Genomic DNA, 16,030 nt, shown 5'->3' on the forward strand with positions numbered 1-16,030 from the left:
TTATTGCGTATACCCGCCCCTGTGGCGGGTATTTTCATGCCTCCTCCTTATATAGGGCGGGTACGATAACAGCGAGGTCGTTGGGCGACCAGCGCCAGCCTGCGGGTAGCCCTAGGGCTGTCGCACACCATTCGCTGCAGAACCAGCGGTGGCGGTTTTGCGGCAGTCCGAAAGCGATACCCAATGCGCCCATCAGGTCGTAACCCTGCCCCTCGGTGGCCGTCCATACCCGCTGCAGCTGCTCGTGTGCCTCCGGGGTGGAGGGCAATGGAATCAAATCCCATTTAGCCGCCGGCAGCGGCATCACTTTGCAGCGCACGCCCTTGTCACGAATGGAAGCGGAGTAGCAGGTATAAACCGATGCCTGCGGATGCTCGCGCACCGCAATTTCGGCGTGGCTGTACTGGCCACGGGTGAGAATGCGGGTGAGCCAGTCGGTGGCTCGGGCACACCACACACGCCAGCCGCTGCCGTCGCGGCGGCCACGGTAGAGGGCGAGGTAGATTTGCTGTTCGCTCATTTTTCAGCCTCCTCCAGCTCGGCGGCGGACTGTTCGTAGTTGGCCGTCCAGCCGTCGCTGTAGTCGTATTCCAGCGGATGTTCAGCTTTTTCCATCGCCGCTTTGTGACGTTCGGCGTTGGCAAAGTCGGCCTGCTCGTCCACCAGCATCTGCTCCATCAGTTCACCCAGCAGGGCTTTGGTCATAATCACAAAGCTGTTGTCCATCGTTTTCCAAGCCAGCTTTTCAGGTAGCCTCGGCATGACTGCCAGCGCCAAATATTGGGTGCGGCTGGCATCATCGGTTTGAAACCACTTGCCCACGCTTTTGACAAATACCCCGTGCCGCAGGTTGTCGTATCGCTTGGCTTTGATGCGCTCCCACATCTCATCCTGCTGCTCAGCTTTGAGCCGGGCAGCGCACTCGGGGTCGATGTGCCATTGCTCGCCGTCCCAAGTACTGGATGGGCAGGGCGGCTGCTCGGCCAGCACGGGTTTGCCGTCTTTGCCCGGCATAATCACTTGTCCGCCAGACTGCCCCGCCAGCAAGGCAGCGTGCTGCTCGGGGCTGATGGCTACCGCATCATCCGGCACGGTGCTGTGGATTTGGTCGTCGTAAAAACCGCCGTTGGATTGTGAGTAATACAGTGTCATGAGTCATCTCCCGTTATTTGCCGATGGCGCGCCAAGCGAAGCCTTGGAAATCATTGGCCGCCGCACCTTGAGCCCATGTGTTAAGCATGGCGCTAAAGCCGGTGGCCGTTATTTCTCCCGCGCCGATGGTTAAGTCCGTGCCCACCGAGCCCGACCGGCCGCTGCTTTTGACGGTGATTTGCACGTTGAAACACTCAGAGGTAAACGCAATCGGAAACACTACTTTCACCGGCCCCTCGCCTTGCCAGCCCATCAACATCTCGCCCCATTGGTCGATGAGACCGTTGGCCAGTTTGGTGTAGCCGTTGGTGCCGGCTTGGTGCTGCATGGCGGCGGCCATCTGCTGCTTAATCGCATCGCCCAAGTCGCTGATGTCGGCGGCGCGGTGGGTATGGTTTTTGTCGGCCTTGTCCTGCAACTGTGCGGCCAGAGTGGAGGCATCCAGTGCTCCGGCATTGGTCACTTTGCCGTAAGCCTTAATCCAAAATACGATGTCATCCAGGCTGTCTTTGGCCTTGATGCATAGCACCATGCCGATGTATTTCGGGGTGTTGTCCTGATAATAGGGTTTGGGCGTGTATTGGTCGGTGTAGGCGTGGTCGTAAGTGATGGGGATGGCGTGTTTTTGCGAGTATTTCCCGATAGCCGCTTGCTCATGTACCGCCGAAAACATATCCGTACCGTTGTTTTTGCCCTCATTGCCGCCCAGTTGTCCGTAGATGACAAACATCGGGTCGCCTGCTTTTATTTGGTTGGGGTAATACTTATCCACCGGCAGGCGTTTGAGCAGCAGGTCGTCGTTGCCGTAGGCCACAAGCCCAAAAACATGATGGTGGTCGCCTACCGTCCACGGGTATTGTTGGCCGATTTGGCCGCTGCTGCCCACGTTGCGCACAAAGTAATCATCTACCGGCTTGACGTTGGCAATACTGCCGTACTGCGCCACCAGCTTGCGATAGAGTTCGGGATAGGCGGCCTGCGTTACCTTGGTAGCGATGTCGTCGTACTTAATCCAGCCGTCCGGGATGTCCGCAATCGGGAAGTAGGCAGTCATGCCGATGTCGGAGCGCGTGAGGTTGGGTAGCCTGTTGCTGCCCAGTACGCGATACAGGTCGGGATAGGTAGCCTGGGCAAAAGTGCTGCCGTCGGCCTTTAAAAAGCCTTCTTGGCTGGTTATCGCGCGGGGGAAACCGATTACTGCGCCTACGGGCAAGCCTTTGCCGGCAGATTCAACAGCCTTGTCGTAAGCCGCCTTCACCGACTTCGGCGTGGCTGCCAGCTCTTCGCTGTTGCTGTCAGTGGCAGACGAGAGCTGTACGATGCCGGCCTTAGTAGTGCTGGCCGCACCCGGTCTGTACTCCTCCTGCTTCTTCTTCAGATACTGCGTCCGCGCAGCCAGTTCCTTGGCCTGCCGGTTGGCAATGCCGTTCGGCCCGCCCAATACCGGGTCGGTGGTTTCCAGCTGGTAGATACCTTCCGCCCATTGCGGGTTGTTCAGTTCTTCCGTGATATTCGCCATTTAAGCTGCTCCAAAGTTAAAGTTGCCGTCGTAGGCCGCCCGCCCGTTGTAACGCAGAGGGACGGCCTGATAATCCAAGGCTGCCAACAGGCAGCGTGCCGGCGCGAAGGCGGCCAGCGTTTTGCGCAACAGCGCGGCCTGGTCGTTGGTAATCACGCTGTTCATGATGATGCGGTAGTGCGCCCAGTAGCTGCCGGCACCGTAAACATGGTTGCCGTTGTAGTTGATGCTGCCATCGTAGGTTTGGCCGTTCAGCCCTTCGATAATCCGCACCTCACCAAACCCGAGCCGCCGCACGATCTCACGGATTGCCCACGGCGTACCTTTGTAGCGGTGCAGCTCGTAGGCACCCTTAATCAGCTTGCGCCGCGCATCGTCGGATTCGGCCAGCCAGTAGCCGTCGGCACCCAAGATGCTGCGGCTCTCGGCCAACAGCGGCAGGTGTTCGGGGGCGACCAGATCGACCAGGCGCGGCATCAGCTGCGGCAGCTCGGCCAAATCCAAACGCAATCCCAATTCGGCCAGGGCGCGGGCGCGTTGGTCGCGTTCGATGACGGCGGCATAGGAGAGTTTGGCCATCGTCTAACCCTCCGCCGTTTGTGCGGCAATGCGGATGGTGGTACTGGTGCAGCGTGCCCACTGGTCGGGCTTGACCACGGTCAGCGGCAGGTTATGCAGCACCACGTTATAAACACCGGCCACTTTCAGGGCACTCATGATGTCCAGCGGCACGATGTCCAAGCCGAGCCGGCTGCGGCGGGCGGCTTCATATACCGCCCATGCCTGCTCGGCCGCCGCTTTGGCGGTGCGGGCATCGGTGCCGGTAAACAGGGTCAGCTCGGCGTCCAGCGTGTAATCGACGGCGGTCGGGGCTTTAACCACCACGGTGTCGCACAGCGGGCGGCGTTTCTCGGCCGATAAGGCAGCCTGAATCTTGCCAATCAGCTCGGCATTGGGCAGGCCGTCTTTGACCAGCACGGTCACTGCCACCCGCCCGCCTATAGGCTGGCCGCCGCCGTCGGTATCGTTGGCCACGTACACGTCCACCACCGCCGGACTCGCCTGCCGCGCCCAATATTGGTAGGCACCCACCGGCCCGGCTACGCTAAAGCTCTCCGGTGCCAGCAACACGCGCTCGCGGTAGGCTTCGTCGTCTTCAATTTCCACCCCGCCGGCGGAAACGGTGGTGTTGCTAACGGCCACATCAATTGTCGGATGCAGCCGCTCGGCCAGGCTGTTGATTTGTCCGACCGACCAGCCGTTGCCGACTGTGCCGGTTTCGGTGCATTCGGCGGCCACTTCGGCGCTGCTTTGGGCGGCAGTCAGCAGGGCAGCTTCGGCGGTGGCAAAGCTGGTCTGCCCGGCATTGACCCGCGTGCCCTTGGGTACGGCAATTTGTTCCAAACCGCTCAATACTGCACTAAAGCGCAGGGTGGTCAGGGCGGGCTGCGCCTGCAGGCGCGGGGTGGACACATCATCGCCGCACAAATCCAGCATCAGGCCGGTGGCAAAGCGCGGGTGCTGCTGGCGGTAGGCTTCGTTCACCTGCTGCCTCAATAAATGCTCGCGGTAGGCAAAGGTGTTGATCAGCAGGCGTTCGATATGCGCCGGCTGCAATACCTTGCCCGCGCGTTGCTCGTAGTCGGCAATCATGGCGGCCAGGCTCTGTGCCAAGTCGTCGTCGACAATCTTGACCTCTTCGCGTTTCAGTTTGCTCAAATCCATTTTCAGGTAGCCTTTATTGCAATATCGGTGCGGTAGATTTCGCCCGCCACATCGTCCGCCACGCGCCAATGCACGGTCATGGTGATATGCGGGGCGTGGCCGTCAAACGTGACCTGCTCGACCAGCGCGCGCTTTTCCCATGTTTGGATGGCGAGGATGACCTCGCGCACGGTGTTGGGGATAAATTCGTCTTCCGGGTAGTCGATGTAGTCGAACCAATTGCTGCCGAAATCCGGCCGCAGCACGTCGCTGCCCTTGCGGGTGGCGAGGATGTTTTCAATGCACTGGTTGATGTCGTCGAGGTCTTGCACAATGTCCTGCCCGCTCGCGAGAGGGGCGGGCTGCCAGTGGCGGCTGCGCGGGGTGGTCGGTGTCGTCATGGGCTTATTCTGACTAATCGGCGGGGGGCGGGTCTTTTAAACGGCTTTAAAAAAACATCCCCGTATCGGGTCGGATACGGGGATTGTGCTGCGGCGCTTGTCCGCGGTCTTGTAAAACGTTTTCAAAAATCGGTGGTCAGCCGGCCTGCATGCCGCCGGTGGTGCCGCCGGAGTCGCCGGGGTGGACGTGGCCGGAGAGCGGGATGCCGTTGAGGATGATTTCGCCGTTGATGCGCACGGTGCCTTCGATGCTGGCGGTATCGCCCCCGCCGCCGTTGGAGGCGGTCAGGCCGGCGGTGTAGGTCAGCATGCCCTTGACCGTGGCGTTGCCTGTGATTTCGGTCTCCGGCGACTGAATCTCTACCTTGGCGGCAGCCTTAACCACCACCTTGCCCGGCGTGTCCACGGTTACCTGGCCGTCGGCGCGGTTGTGGCTGATGACGGTGCCGTTGCTGAATTTCCGCAGCCACATATTCGCATCGGCGGCGGGCGTGCCGTCCTGCTCGTTGTAGATGACGCCGAGGCACACACCTCCCTCGCCGCGCGCGTCCAACAAACACACGGCCAGCGCGCCGGGGTCGGGCAGCGCGTAGAACTGGTTGCCGCCCGCGCCCAGGCTGACCACCGGCAGCCAGTCGGTTTGGATGTCGTCCAAAGTCGGCACGGTCACGCGCACCGCGTGTTTGGCCGCGTCCACGGCCGAAACCGTGCCGAACTGCAGGGTGGCGGTAAAGTCATGGGTTCGCATTTTTGGCTGCCTGTTTTTTGGGTTGGGTTGCGGTGGCCGGCTGCGGCGGCTCGTCCGGCACATATTCGACCATTTTGACCTCCAAATCGCTGGTAAAGCCGCCGCCGCGCCGGATTTCGTGCCGAGCCTGCTTGACCAAATACTTGCCAGAAAACTTCCCAAACCCCTTGAGCTGCACGGTCTGCCCGGCCACCAGCTTGGCGTTGCCGACTATGGAGAAATTGCCGGCTACTTGGCTTTGCTGTGCATTGGCCAGCGCGGCATCGGCACGGGCATTGACCTGCGCCTGGCTCTCGCCGCGGTTGGCCACGATTTTGAGCGTGTCGCCGCTGCTGGCGCGCTTGCCGCCCGGGCGCAATGCGCGGCTTTGGCGGCGGGTGCGGCGCGTGGTCTTGCGTTTGGCATCGTAGCCGCTCACCACTGCTTCCTGCGGTACGCCCTTAATCAGGTCGCGCAGCCTGAAATTTTTGATGTCTTCCGGCTGCAACACCACCACCGGCTTTTGTTCGGCCAATGCATCATTAGCCTGAAAAACCAACTGCCTGCCGACAATCTTGAAGGTGTGGCCGTACTCTTTGGCCAAACGGGTCAGAAACTCCACATCACGCTCCTGATACTGGGTCACGCGCTCGATTGGGATGTGCCGGATGGTGCCGGTTACCTTTAGGTGCAACCGCCGGGCAATGCGGCGCACGATGTCGGCCAGCGTGGTGTGTTCGTAGGCACGACCGCGCTGGGTGCGGTTGGATTTGGTGATGCCGGTGGACAGCGCTTTCAGAGTAATCACGGACGGCGGATGGTGGTACTCAATCTCGGCCAGCTCCATGCTGCCCAGCTTAAGCATGCCGTTAATCTGGTCGCCGATTTCCAGGCTGATTTTGTCGCCCTGCTCGGGATACCACTGCTGCCGCCAGCGGCCGTCCACGTCTTCCAGCTCCACCTGCACTTCGTCCGATTGGCCTTCCAAGTAATCGGTGTAGCTCACCGATAACAAATAGGGCTGGATGTCGCTAGTAATATCCTTCTGCTCGTATTTGATGATGACCTTGGGCAGGGTCACCGGATGGCTGGTCGTACTGTTCAGGCTACCTGAAAGCAAGGCACCCAGATGGAGGTTAGGCATCTGCATCGTCGTCTCCGTTATCGCCGCGCAGCCACGGCGGCATGTCGGCTTGGGTTTGGGGTTTGGCCGGGATAACCGGTACAAACACGGTCAGGTTGGCGGCAAACTGCTCGGCCGCCGGCAGGTGCGGGTTGGCGGCAATCAGGCGGGAGATTTCCAAAGGGTTGCCGTAGTATCGCCAGGCAATCAAATCCCAGCGGTCGCCCTCGCGTGTCAGGTGTCTTAATACCGATTCGCTCATTTCGTCCCGTCCTTTCTGCCGGCCAGCCACGCGGTCAGGCTTTGCGCACCGCGTGCGCCGTTGTTCAGGCTGTCGGCGGCTGAGGCAATAGCCGCCGCGCCGCCTTCCAGCCAGCCGCCCACCGCGCCGCTTTGCGCACCGTTGCGCAGCGCGGCCAAACCGCCGGAGAGTTCGCGCGCCGCCTGGCCGCCGTAGGCCAGCATTTCGGCCGCACCGGACAGGTTGCCGATGTATTTGCCGACCTCAGGCAGCCTGTTCAATTTACCCAGCGCCGTACCGCCGAGATTGACCGCATCGCCCACCACGCCGAACAAGGCCAGCGGGTCGTGTTTCAGCTCGCGCGCATGGTTAATCAGGGTTTGCAGCTGGCCGACCTCCTGCTCGACGCTGCGGTAAATGCGTACCCCAGTCTGCACCGCATCGGCCACTTTGGACAAAGGGGCACGCACCGACTCTGGCAACATGGCGAGCAGCGGGTTTTGGCCGTTGGCCACGCCCGGGGTCGGCAGCGGGTTGTTCGGGTCGCCGACAAACTCGGTCAGGCTCACGTCCAGCTCGCGGGCGGCGGTGCGGCCGCGCCCGTCCTGCAGCAGGGTGCGGGCGGTCAGCGACTCAATCACAAACCAGCCGACAAAACGGCCGGAGCCGAACACCAAGGACACCGCCTGCTGTGCCTCTTTGGCCGCAATCAAGCCCTTGTAGGCTGCGTCCACATCGCCCAGCTTCCAATGCAGCTTGATGCCGAAGCGGATTTGGGTCAGATCGTTGCCCATCGCCTGCAACCTCGGCCGCCCGGCCAGCACCTCGTGCTTGGCGTAGCTGGCGCCGTGGGTCTCTTCAAGGTCGGTAAAGCTGCCCAATAATTCAAAACGGATATCGCCCAACATGGCAAACATCAATAAGCCCTCCTGGCTTTATCGGCCATCAGCCGTTCAAACCATTGCTCAAACTCGCGATAACTCATCTGCATAGCTGCCTGAATCTGCCCCGCATCACCACCGGGCACGTTGATGGTTGGAGAGAAATGCACCGTGATGCCGCCTGCCGCAGCCGTGCCTTGCCGTGCAGCAGAGAGTTCGGCGCTGTTGGCGGCCATTGAAGCGGCCAACGAGGAAGTGTTGTCGCTAAAACGCTGTTGCAAACCACGCGAAACCGAGCCGATAGCGGCCAACGGGCGCGGTGCGGCTTGGTTGATACCGATTTGTAGGCCTTCCATCATCCAGCCGCCAAAACGGCGGAACACGCGGCTTGGCGATCGGATCTGGTTGCTTTGGGCAAAGGCATTTTTAAACCACGCCGCCTTCTCGGCAAACCAGCCCTTAACCGCTTCGAATTTGGCGATTAGCCCGTTCCATAACCCTTGGATAATGTTGCTGCCGAACTCGGTAAACTTGGCCGGCAGGTCGATGCCGAACCACGAGAGAACGGCCGCAAAGGCCGAATAGAACGCGCCAATGGGCGACCAGTTGAGAATCAGGCCGAGGATACCGAGCAGGCCGCCGTCAAAGGCGGTTTTGATTTCCGTCCAAGCCGAGCCGACCAGCGAGGAAATGCCGTCGAAAATCATGCGCCAACCGTCCAAAATCATGGCGCCGGTTTGCACCACCGAACTCAGGATGCCGCCGATAACCAAACCAAAGGTCTCACCGAAACTGCGGGCGCTGCCTTCGGCCACCTGATTGACGCTGAACAGCTCGCCAAACCAATCGATAATCGGCTGCACGAATGGCCGCACTGCTGCCCAAATACCGCTGAACGCCTCGCCAAGTGCGATTAAGGTTGGTTTGACCGGCTCCAGCCCTTTCATAATGCCGTCAATCACGCCGGCAAAAAACGCCTTGATCGGATTCCAGTATTTGTAAATCAACATGGCCGCTAGGGCGATGGCCATAATCGCCCAACCGACCGGCGTGGTCAGCAGCGAACGGGCAAGAAACATAAAGCCCTGCCGCACCAAGCCCAATGCCACATTCAGTTTGCCGAATACGCCGGCACCTTGGCCGATGCGGCCGAATACCGAGGTAAACGGTGCAGCCACCCTGCCGAGTCCGCCAGCAATGCGGGTCGCCCATTGGGCGGACATGCCGAAGGTACGCAGCAGGCTCACGCCGCGCGATACCCCGCTCATGCGGAACAGCCGCCACATATTGCGCATGGAGCGGATTTTCTGAAATCCCGTCCACATTGAACGGAAAGGCATGGCAACCAAAGAACCCGCATAAGCAAACCCAAGGAAGAGCAGTTTGAGGCCAATCAAACCAACCGCTAATCCGGCAACCACCTTAATGGCTTCTTTATGCCTACTGATAAAAGGCATGGCATATTGCTCAATCATGGTTTGGCCATAGGCGGCAAACCGTTTCAAATCAGGTGCGAATACTTCGCCGAACTTGGCGGCGGCATTTTCGGCCATCCCGCCCAGCGCCTCTATTGCGCCTGACAGGGTGCCGGTTTTGACTTTGATCCGGTCTTCCAGTGAAGCCTGTTGCTCCATCTTGGCAATCATGGCATCGAATCCGCCCAGGCCTGCCTGACCGAGAATAGAAGCCACGCGGCCGCCTTCTTGGCCAAATAAAGCGTCCGCCACATCCATCACGCCTTTATCGCCGAAGCGGGCGCGGACTTTGCCGAACTCGGATTCCAGCGTGCCGGTAATCTCACGCAGTGATTTCAGGCTGCCGTCTTTGTTGAAAAAGTCGAAGTGGGCGCCGGATTTCTCCACCATATCGCGGACTTCCGCCCGCATGCCCTTGGCGGCCATTTCCATCATGGTCGGCCCTTTGGACAATTGGCTCAGCATCATGTTGAAGTTGGTACCGAAGCTGGAACCCTCCAGCCCCTTATTGGCAGCCAAACCTTCCACTGCATAAATCTGTTTCTGATTCTCCAAGCCGGTCAGGCCGAGGGTATTAACCTTCGGCGCATAGTAGGACATGGCTTGATACATGTCCTCCTTGGTCAGGCCGGCAGCAAAATAAGCGCGCTGGGTCAGGTCGGCCGAGCGTAGCAGCTCGGATTCTTTGATGCCGTGCGCCTCCATGTTTTTGGCAAAGAAGCTGCCGTCGGCGATCGGAATGCCCATCACGGTATTCAGCCGGGCGGTAGCCAGACCGCCGCCGTTGATGATGGTTTCATCCGAAATACCCTGGCTCTTCAAGCCGAGCGCCATATTGGTAAAATCGGTTTTATTCCCCGGCAGGGCGGCGCCCCATTCGGTGGTCAGCCGGTCGATTTCGTTGAAGCGGCCGAAGCTGCCGTCGCGGCGCATCATGGAGATTTTCAGGTTGGCAGACGCATCCTCCTGCTCCATAAATTTACGGATAGACCCGACCACCGGCGCAGCGATAACCGCCGCATGGCCGGCTGTCTCCACCATCTCGGAGCGCAGCTGCTGGCGGTGCTGTTGTGCTGCCCGCTGGCCGGCAATCGCCTTGTTCAGGTCGTTCTGGGCGCGGGTGGCACGATGGATCTGCATTGTCATGGCAGCAAAGGCACGGCTCTGTTCGGACAGGTTGCGCGAGGGCATCAGCCTCTGCTGCTGACGGATAGAGCGACCAAACGCATCATTGGCGTGGGTCGCTTCTTTGATGGCCGAGCCTAGAGATTTGGCGGTACGCTCGGCGCGGCCGAAAACTGTGGTAAATCCGGCCTTCAATGCGGCGGCAATGGTTACACCGACTAAAAATTCCTTTGCCATACTGGTTTACCTGTGCTAATAATCAACTTATGGAACTTGACTTCAAAAACAATTTCACCCTCTCACTGGCCGCCATACTGTTTTGTCTGATGGTGGCCACCGCTTCCCTGTGGCTGTTTGCCAGCATGTGGGCGGCTGTCGGCTTCTGGACGGCGTTGTTCGGGTTTGCCGTCTTTGGGCTGATACTGGCATGGCCTGCCGGTGTGGTCTTTACCGCCGCCAGCTTCTCCCTTGCCGTGCTTATTACCGGCATCTGCCGACTGTTCCGATACTGGAAACAGCCGGGCTCTACATCTTCGAATACTTCGCTTTAACCTGCCGGTTGGCCTGCTGCTGCCAAATCAAAATCTCATCCGGCGACATTTCTTCAATCATCTTGGGCGAAAAGCCAAACCACCAAGCCAAATCGGCAGCGGCTTGGTGGTAGCTATCCCAATCAATTTGCCCCAATACAAAACGTCTGCAGCTTGCTGTAATCCTCCCACGCCATATTCTCGAAATCCTCCGGCATCAGACCGGAAGCCAAGGCCATGACATGGATCTGCTGTAAGGCCGCACTGTTCGGGTACAACTCGGCTGCCCGCTTGTAGTCTTTCACCAGCACGCGGCGGGTGGTCACTTCCGTAACCGTGCCGTTTGGTGTCTCAATCGGCTGTACCAGCTGGATGGTCTGGGTAACACCGATTTTTTGTTGTAATTTTTGTGCTTCGTTCTGAGCCATTTTTGCAATCCTTTTTCAAATTGGCCGGGCGGCGCGGCCTGACAAAACCGCCGGTGGTAAATAAAAATCCCTACATCGGATTTGATGTAGGGATTTTGCCTGTGGGGCTGTCCACGGTCTTTTAAAACGTTTTCTAAATTAAGCCCCGATATTGCGTCGGTAGGTCTCTTCCACGTCCACGCCGTCCACGCGGTATTCGTTGCGCAGGGCGTTGTAGTACAGCACTTCGCGCCCGTCTAACACTTGGCGGATTTCGGTGGTCTGGTACGTTGAACTGAACTCTGCCTTTTCTTTCGGTTTGTAGCCGCCCAGCGCATTCTTGCTGAAGGTGGCGGTTACCATCGTCACCAGCGGCACTTCCTTCACGCGGCCGGTGGTGTCGTAGGTCTCCACGTTGGCGCGCACCATCAACTGCACCGCTTTGTAGGGGTTGGCGGCTTTACGCGCCACTTCGGGGAAAAAGCTGTTCCAGGTAATCTCACCCTCGAGTGCGGCCACGCCCATCGGCAGCTTGACCGTGCCTTTCAGCCCCAGTCCTTTGTACTCGTCCTGCTCAAACTCAAACTCCGGCAGTTTGAACTCGCTGGCCTTGCCCAACAGGTCGTTACCGTCGATGTAGACATTGGCGTTGTAAATCACTTTGATATCGGACATCTTTCATTCCTTCCTTATCGTTGGCTGACCAAGTTGGCCAGATATTTGCGGGTCATCACGCTGGCATTGCTGATGCGCTCGGCCGGCAGCTTGGGCGTGTATTCGTATTTGAGCGGCACCTGGCCTTTACTGAAAGCATCCACCAAGTCGTAGTCATAATCCAAGTCCACGCTGTAACCGACGATGGATTGCAGGGTGCCCAGATAGGTACGGATGGAGCCGAGCAGGCTGTCAATCAGGGCATCGTCAATCGGGCGGTCGATATACTGCAATTCGAAGCGGCGGATGGATTCGTCAATCACGTCGCCGGTACGCTGTGCCACCTCGAAGTTTTTGATGTGGGACACGGTCGGGAAGCAGGCCAGACGGTTGCCCCAGAGGCGGTAGCCGGTGCCGTAGCTATTGAACACCGTGGTGATGCCTTTTTCATTCAGCCGGTTGGTGTCACTCTGCGGATCGTCGGCACGGGCGGTCAGCGGCATTTCGATGCCGGTCACGCCCAGCAGGTCGCGGTTGGACGAGCTGTACCAGTAGCCCTGTTCCACGTCGGTCTTCATACGCAGGCCGGCAGCGTGGGTAGCCAGGCTCTCCACGCCGAGCAAACCCAACACATAGGGATAGAACAGCATCATGCGGTCGCTGGAGGTTTGAAAGTTGATACTGCCCAACGGGCCACGGCCTTCGATGGCTTTGCTCAGGGTGGTCTGCTGCGGCGCTGCCGCATAGCCGATGGCCTTAATCTGCTCGGCCAGCACTTCGATGGCGGCGCGGCATTTGGCGGTCTTGTCGTACTCCGGCACGATGATGATTTTGGCATCGGCGCCGAAGCGGTTGAACCCTTCAATCACCGCCTGCAGTCCGGTACGCTGGCCGGTGGCGGCCACATAGGCACCGATGATTTCATCTTCGGTTACTTTGGACGGGTCGGTGTAGGTATAACTGATGGTCGGCGCGGTGGGTTTGGTTTTGAACACAATCTCCCCGGCAAGCGCATCGGTAACGGTGTAGTCGCTGCCCTCGTTCAGGGTATTGCCGCCGTCTTTCACGGTATAGCCTGCCTGCAAGGCCGGATGGGCGGTGCGGGCGGTCAGGGTGTCGGCATCGACCGTCAATGCCTCGTCGGCCACGCTGCTCTTATGCTTGGCCGGGTCGCACACATTGACCACATAGGCGGTGCCGGCCTTGTAGCGGGTAAAGATATTGGCGGCATCGGGCAGGGTAAAGCCTTTGCCGGTTAAGCTGCTGCCGAACGGTAAGAAATCGCGGGCGGCGGAACACACAGTCAATTTGTTGACTTCGCCGGTCGGCGCGGTGCCGACCATGGCGGTAATCGCGCCGTCGGCGGTGTAGATCGGGCTGGTACCGCCGTCGATGCGTTTGGTCTCGGTACCGTGATGGAATGCTGCTGCCATAAAACTCTCCTAGGGTTTGGGTTTAATATCGGGATTGAGCGGCTGGCCTTGCTGCCGCAGATACAGGCTGCTGACTTTAGGCCGGGTATCCGCCGGGCGGCGTTCGACCTGCTGGGTTTCGGTTTGGGCAATCAGCTGGTACTGCCACGCCCCGCCTTCTTCAGCCAAAAACTGCTCGCTGATCAGGTGGCACGGCTCGCAGTCGGGCGGGCGGTAGCCGGTGATGGCCAGCCGCAATGCGTCGAGCAGATCCAAGGCTGCGCCGTCATGGTTCAGGCCACGCCCGAACACTGTCAGCGACAGTGTGACGTCGCGCTGCTGGCCGATTAGGCCGAGGCCGTCCGGACGGGCAAACTTGCTGCCTTGATAACCGACCAGCACCGCGCCCAGCGGTGCCATAAAGCGGTAGCCGGCCGGGTCGTCGGGAAACAGCTCCACCGTGTAGGCGGGTAGCTCGGCGGCCAAGTAATCGCGCACGGCAATCAGAATCGGGCGGGTGGCAGACATCAGTAGCCTCCCCAGTTTTGCTTGGCATTGCCGCGCACCCGGTAGGCACCGCGCTCGGCCTGCGGCCGCTCGGTATCGCTGGCCAGCTCGTCGGCACGCACACCCAAATGCAGCTTGCCGTCGCGTACCTGCGCTAAGAGCTTGAGCGCGTTGTCGTAGGCTGCCTGCAGAGGTTTGGGGAAATCGGCAGTGTTGATGCGGCGGGTATGCAGCCAGTAGCGCGCGATGTCGCTGCACACCGGCCGCAGGATGCTGGGTACCGGCTCCAGCGGCAGGGTGTAACGACCCATCAGGTAGCCGTCGGCAATTTCGCAGGCATAAGCGATGGCTCTGTCCACCACCGCCCAGTCCGGCTCTGTGCTGCCGCCGATATCGTTGGTCAGTTGGGTCAGCTCGGCCAGGCTGACGGCAGCCTTGATGTCTTCGCGCGTGATGTACATAGCCTAGTCCTTTTTGCCTCTGCCGCGGGGTTTGGACTGTTCTTCAGCCTGCTCGGCAGATTCTTCCAGCTGTTCGGTTTCAGCCTGTGCCGGCTGCTCTGTCTCGGCAGGCGCGGTTTCGGCCTCAGCCGGTTGTTCGGGCTGGGTCGGTTCGGCAGGCGGCTGTTCCGGCACCGGTGTTGTGCCGTCCGGCTGGTAGCCGGATGCGGCCAAGTCTGCGTCCGAGATGCTGCCTGCGGTCACATGTGCGGCCACCAGCTCGTACTGCTCGGGTGTCAGGTCTACGGCTTCACCGGCTTCGACACGGAACTCCTTGCCCTCGGCATCAGCCAGAATCAGCGGGGTGTTGGCGATATAGGTTTTAATCATGGTCAGGCTCCCAGTTTGATGCGGATGACTTCGTTGGCGCCGACGGCAGCGTCCAAAGCACGGCCGAGAGTGACAGCCGAGGCGGCCTGTTTTACCGCACAGCCCTGCGCGTCCGAAGCCACGGCATCGCCTGCGGCCAATGCGCCGCCGGATTCCACCAGCACGATACCCAGCGCATCCACGGCCAAACTGTCGCCCTGGTCGGCGTCGTATACCGACACGCCTACGGCGGGCTGTCCGGCGGTAGCCTGTTTGCCTTCAAAGTTCACGAAACGTTTCTGTACGATGGCGGCTGCCGCGATGATGGTTTCGGTCAGCACAGCCTTTTTGGTTTTTGCCATTTGTCTTGCTCCTGTATTTGGCGGGCTACCTGAATTTTCAGGTAGCCTTTCGGTTGATTTAAGCCACCACGTCTTTCAGCAGATAACCGCATTTGCCGCCGGTTACCACAGCCTTTTTGATGTCGGTGTAACGTACATATTCGACCTTGCCGCCCACGCCTTCGTAAGTGTCGATGAAGGGCAGGCCGCTGCGGCGGAAGGTGTAGCCGAAGCTGGGGTTGCCTTCGTCTGCCGGCTGTCCGGCGCTGTTGGCACCGCGGATCTGCAGGCTGACATGGTTGCCCCACACGTTGGCAAATTGGCCGTTGGCGGTCAGGCGGCTCTCGCCGATGATGATGTCTTCCAGTTCGAACAGGTCTTTGAGGATGTCGAGCGTAATGCGTTTTTTATCGTTGGCACCCAGCTGCGCCTGCAGCTTCGGGTGGTAGCGCAGGTGTTTCAGCACGCCCGCACCAATAACCATGATGTTCGGACGCAGACCGACCGCTTCAGCGATTTTGTCCTTGGCGGCATCCACGTCGGCGAGCGGGTTGCTGTTGGTCTGATCGCTCCATTGACTGGTGCCGCTTAAGGTTCTGACGTGGCCGGAGGCGTAGCTGGAAGCGTTCTGCACCAAACCGGCCACGATAATTTCGTTTTTCAGCAGCACGCCGTCTTTCACTCGGCGGGCGGCTTTGGCCTTCTGGCTGAAATAAGCTTCCTTCTCGGCGCGGTAGTCCACGCCGGCAGCCAAGTCGTGCTCTTCCAGCGTAACGGTTTCCCAGCCGTTGCCGTCCAACACGATTACATTGCTGTCGGCACCGATGGCGCGGCGGGTTTCGTATTCCTCAAACGCAGCTTTGCCGTGGGTGGGGAATTTGACGATTTCGGCTTCCACCGATACCACCGGGAACACCGTTTCGGCGATAAAGCGGTTGGGGGCGTAGCCCTGCGCCACAGTGGTCAGGATGGGGGAAACGCCCTGCAATTTTTTCAAATAGTTTTGACTCATGATGTCAGTC

General features: G+C 59.7%; 21 protein-coding genes. 1 reads left to right on the top strand and 20 read right to left on the bottom strand.

Going from position 1 to position 16,030, the window contains the following annotated elements:
* Positions 1 to 34: 34 nt before the first annotated feature.
* The 11 genes from A7P96_RS03135 to A7P96_RS03185 form a co-directional block, all read right to left on the bottom strand.
* On the bottom strand, positions 35 to 520 hold the full coding sequence (locus tag A7P96_RS03135; protein WP_067524671.1) for an enoyl-CoA hydratase: 486 nt from the start codon (positions 518 to 520) through the stop codon (positions 35 to 37).
* Complete coding sequence (locus A7P96_RS03140; protein WP_067524672.1) at positions 517 to 1,152, bottom strand: DUF4376 domain-containing protein; 636 nt, start codon at positions 1,150 to 1,152, stop codon at positions 517 to 519. Before A7P96_RS03140 ends, A7P96_RS03135 begins: the two co-directional genes overlap by 4 nt.
* A 13-nt stretch (positions 1,153 to 1,165) precedes the next feature.
* Positions 1,166 to 2,671, bottom strand: coding sequence for a phage tail protein (locus A7P96_RS11145; protein WP_067524674.1), 1,506 nt, complete (start codon positions 2,669 to 2,671; stop codon positions 1,166 to 1,168).
* On the bottom strand, positions 2,672 to 3,250 hold the full coding sequence (locus A7P96_RS03150) for a phage tail protein (RefSeq protein WP_067524676.1): 579 nt from the start codon (positions 3,248 to 3,250) through the stop codon (positions 2,672 to 2,674).
* A gap of 3 nt (positions 3,251 to 3,253) precedes the next feature.
* The gene (locus tag A7P96_RS03155) at positions 3,254 to 4,396 is read right to left on the bottom strand and encodes a baseplate J/gp47 family protein (protein ID WP_067524677.1); all 1,143 of its coding nucleotides are present in this window, start codon (positions 4,394 to 4,396) and stop codon (positions 3,254 to 3,256) included.
* Positions 4,397 to 4,398: 2 nt separating this feature from the next.
* Positions 4,399 to 4,776 carry a GPW/gp25 family protein gene (locus A7P96_RS03160; RefSeq protein WP_067524679.1) on the bottom strand — a complete coding sequence of 126 codons (378 nt, stop codon included), beginning with the start codon at positions 4,774 to 4,776 and terminating at the stop codon, positions 4,399 to 4,401.
* Between the two features lie 136 nt (positions 4,777 to 4,912).
* Positions 4,913 to 5,524, bottom strand: a complete 612-nt coding sequence (locus A7P96_RS03165) for a phage baseplate assembly protein V (protein WP_067524680.1) — start codon at positions 5,522 to 5,524, stop codon at positions 4,913 to 4,915.
* Complete coding sequence (locus A7P96_RS03170) at positions 5,511 to 6,653, bottom strand: phage late control D family protein (protein ID WP_067524682.1); 1,143 nt, start codon at positions 6,651 to 6,653, stop codon at positions 5,511 to 5,513. The genes A7P96_RS03165 and A7P96_RS03170 overlap by 14 nt, the downstream gene beginning before the upstream one ends.
* Positions 6,640 to 6,888 carry a tail protein X gene (locus tag A7P96_RS03175; protein ID WP_064087614.1) on the bottom strand — a complete coding sequence of 83 codons (249 nt, stop codon included), beginning with the start codon at positions 6,886 to 6,888 and terminating at the stop codon, positions 6,640 to 6,642. Before A7P96_RS03175 ends, A7P96_RS03170 begins: the two co-directional genes overlap by 14 nt.
* A complete protein-coding gene (locus A7P96_RS03180; RefSeq protein WP_067524683.1) occupies positions 6,885 to 7,784 on the bottom strand; it encodes a phage tail protein in 900 nt (299 codons plus the stop codon). The genes A7P96_RS03175 and A7P96_RS03180 overlap by 4 nt, the downstream gene beginning before the upstream one ends.
* A complete protein-coding gene (locus A7P96_RS03185) occupies positions 7,784 to 10,585 on the bottom strand; it encodes a phage tail tape measure protein (protein WP_067524685.1) in 2,802 nt (933 codons plus the stop codon). The genes A7P96_RS03180 and A7P96_RS03185 overlap by 1 nt, the downstream gene beginning before the upstream one ends.
* A 29-nt stretch (positions 10,586 to 10,614) precedes the next feature.
* Between A7P96_RS03185 and A7P96_RS10640 the strand changes: the two genes are divergently transcribed.
* Positions 10,615 to 10,899: a hypothetical protein gene (locus tag A7P96_RS10640; RefSeq protein ID WP_156496251.1), complete on the top strand. Its 285-nt coding sequence runs from the start codon at positions 10,615 to 10,617 to the stop codon at positions 10,897 to 10,899.
* Here A7P96_RS10640 and A7P96_RS10185 read toward each other — a convergent pair.
* The 9 genes from A7P96_RS10185 to A7P96_RS03230 all read right to left on the bottom strand — a co-directional run bounded on the left by A7P96_RS10185 (position 10,874) and on the right by A7P96_RS03230 (position 16,020).
* Positions 10,874 to 11,035, bottom strand: coding sequence for a GpE family phage tail protein (locus tag A7P96_RS10185; protein ID WP_231863625.1), 162 nt, complete (start codon positions 11,033 to 11,035; stop codon positions 10,874 to 10,876). The two genes, A7P96_RS10640 and A7P96_RS10185, sit on opposite strands and share 26 nt — an antisense overlap.
* The gene (locus A7P96_RS03195; RefSeq protein WP_067524688.1) at positions 11,022 to 11,306 is read right to left on the bottom strand and encodes a phage tail assembly protein; all 285 of its coding nucleotides are present in this window, start codon (positions 11,304 to 11,306) and stop codon (positions 11,022 to 11,024) included. Before A7P96_RS03195 ends, A7P96_RS10185 begins: the two co-directional genes overlap by 14 nt.
* Positions 11,307 to 11,444: 138 nt before the next feature.
* Complete coding sequence (locus A7P96_RS03200; protein ID WP_023888044.1) at positions 11,445 to 11,960, bottom strand: phage major tail tube protein; 516 nt, start codon at positions 11,958 to 11,960, stop codon at positions 11,445 to 11,447.
* 14 nt (positions 11,961 to 11,974) lie between these two features.
* A complete protein-coding gene (locus tag A7P96_RS03205; RefSeq protein WP_067524690.1) occupies positions 11,975 to 13,372 on the bottom strand; it encodes a phage tail sheath subtilisin-like domain-containing protein in 1,398 nt (465 codons plus the stop codon).
* A 9-nt stretch (positions 13,373 to 13,381) separates the two neighbouring features.
* Positions 13,382 to 13,879: a Gp37 family protein gene (locus tag A7P96_RS03210; protein WP_067524692.1), complete on the bottom strand. Its 498-nt coding sequence runs from the start codon at positions 13,877 to 13,879 to the stop codon at positions 13,382 to 13,384.
* Positions 13,879 to 14,319 carry a DUF1320 domain-containing protein gene (locus tag A7P96_RS03215; protein ID WP_067524693.1) on the bottom strand — a complete coding sequence of 147 codons (441 nt, stop codon included), beginning with the start codon at positions 14,317 to 14,319 and terminating at the stop codon, positions 13,879 to 13,881. Before A7P96_RS03215 ends, A7P96_RS03210 begins: the two co-directional genes overlap by 1 nt.
* A 3-nt stretch (positions 14,320 to 14,322) precedes the next feature.
* On the bottom strand, positions 14,323 to 14,688 hold the full coding sequence (locus A7P96_RS03220) for a hypothetical protein (protein WP_067524695.1): 366 nt from the start codon (positions 14,686 to 14,688) through the stop codon (positions 14,323 to 14,325).
* A 2-nt stretch (positions 14,689 to 14,690) separates the two neighbouring features.
* Complete coding sequence (locus A7P96_RS03225; RefSeq protein WP_067524697.1) at positions 14,691 to 15,029, bottom strand: DUF2190 family protein; 339 nt, start codon at positions 15,027 to 15,029, stop codon at positions 14,691 to 14,693.
* Between the two features lie 58 nt (positions 15,030 to 15,087).
* The gene (locus tag A7P96_RS03230; protein WP_067524699.1) at positions 15,088 to 16,020 is read right to left on the bottom strand and encodes a major capsid protein; all 933 of its coding nucleotides are present in this window, start codon (positions 16,018 to 16,020) and stop codon (positions 15,088 to 15,090) included.
* Positions 16,021 to 16,030 lie beyond the last annotated feature (10 nt).

It is taken from the genome of Eikenella sp. NML03-A-027 (assembly GCF_001648395.1).
GTDB classification, from domain to species: Bacteria; Pseudomonadota; Gammaproteobacteria; order Burkholderiales; family Neisseriaceae; genus Eikenella; species Eikenella exigua.

What these genes read in the sequence shown, in the direction of transcription:
- A7P96_RS03135 (WP_067524671.1), bottom strand. Translation starts at nt 520, where the DNA reads ATGAGCGAACAGCAAATCTACCTCGCCCTCTACCGTGGCCGCCGCGAC.
- A7P96_RS03140 (WP_067524672.1), bottom strand. Translation starts at nt 1,152, where the DNA reads ATGACACTGTATTACTCACAATCCAACGGCGGTTTTTACGACGACCAA.
- A7P96_RS11145 (WP_067524674.1), bottom strand. Translation starts at nt 2,671, where the DNA reads ATGGCGAATATCACGGAAGAACTGAACAACCCGCAATGGGCGGAAGGT.
- A7P96_RS03150 (WP_067524676.1), bottom strand. Translation starts at nt 3,250, where the DNA reads ATGGCCAAACTCTCCTATGCCGCCGTCATCGAACGCGACCAACGCGCC.
- A7P96_RS03155 (WP_067524677.1), bottom strand. Translation starts at nt 4,396, where the DNA reads ATGGATTTGAGCAAACTGAAACGCGAAGAGGTCAAGATTGTCGACGAC.
- A7P96_RS03160 (WP_067524679.1), bottom strand. Translation starts at nt 4,776, where the DNA reads ATGACGACACCGACCACCCCGCGCAGCCGCCACTGGCAGCCCGCCCCT.
- A7P96_RS03165 (WP_067524680.1), bottom strand. Translation starts at nt 5,524, where the DNA reads ATGCGAACCCATGACTTTACCGCCACCCTGCAGTTCGGCACGGTTTCG.
- A7P96_RS03170 (WP_067524682.1), bottom strand. Translation starts at nt 6,653, where the DNA reads ATGCAGATGCCTAACCTCCATCTGGGTGCCTTGCTTTCAGGTAGCCTG.
- A7P96_RS03175 (WP_064087614.1), bottom strand. Translation starts at nt 6,888, where the DNA reads ATGAGCGAATCGGTATTAAGACACCTGACACGCGAGGGCGACCGCTGG.
- A7P96_RS03180 (WP_067524683.1), bottom strand. Translation starts at nt 7,784, where the DNA reads ATGTTTGCCATGTTGGGCGATATCCGTTTTGAATTATTGGGCAGCTTT.
- A7P96_RS03185 (WP_067524685.1), bottom strand. Translation starts at nt 10,585, where the DNA reads ATGGCAAAGGAATTTTTAGTCGGTGTAACCATTGCCGCCGCATTGAAG.
- A7P96_RS10640 (WP_156496251.1), top strand. Translation starts at nt 10,615, where the DNA reads ATGGAACTTGACTTCAAAAACAATTTCACCCTCTCACTGGCCGCCATA.
- A7P96_RS03195 (WP_067524688.1), bottom strand. Translation starts at nt 11,306, where the DNA reads ATGGCTCAGAACGAAGCACAAAAATTACAACAAAAAATCGGTGTTACC.
- A7P96_RS03200 (WP_023888044.1), bottom strand. Translation starts at nt 11,960, where the DNA reads ATGTCCGATATCAAAGTGATTTACAACGCCAATGTCTACATCGACGGT.
- A7P96_RS03205 (WP_067524690.1), bottom strand. Translation starts at nt 13,372, where the DNA reads ATGGCAGCAGCATTCCATCACGGTACCGAGACCAAACGCATCGACGGC.
- A7P96_RS03210 (WP_067524692.1), bottom strand. Translation starts at nt 13,879, where the DNA reads ATGTCTGCCACCCGCCCGATTCTGATTGCCGTGCGCGATTACTTGGCC.
- A7P96_RS03215 (WP_067524693.1), bottom strand. Translation starts at nt 14,319, where the DNA reads ATGTACATCACGCGCGAAGACATCAAGGCTGCCGTCAGCCTGGCCGAG.
- A7P96_RS03220 (WP_067524695.1), bottom strand. Translation starts at nt 14,688, where the DNA reads ATGATTAAAACCTATATCGCCAACACCCCGCTGATTCTGGCTGATGCC.
- A7P96_RS03225 (WP_067524697.1), bottom strand. Translation starts at nt 15,029, where the DNA reads ATGGCAAAAACCAAAAAGGCTGTGCTGACCGAAACCATCATCGCGGCA.
- A7P96_RS03230 (WP_067524699.1), bottom strand. Translation starts at nt 16,020, where the DNA reads ATGAGTCAAAACTATTTGAAAAAATTGCAGGGCGTTTCCCCCATCCTG.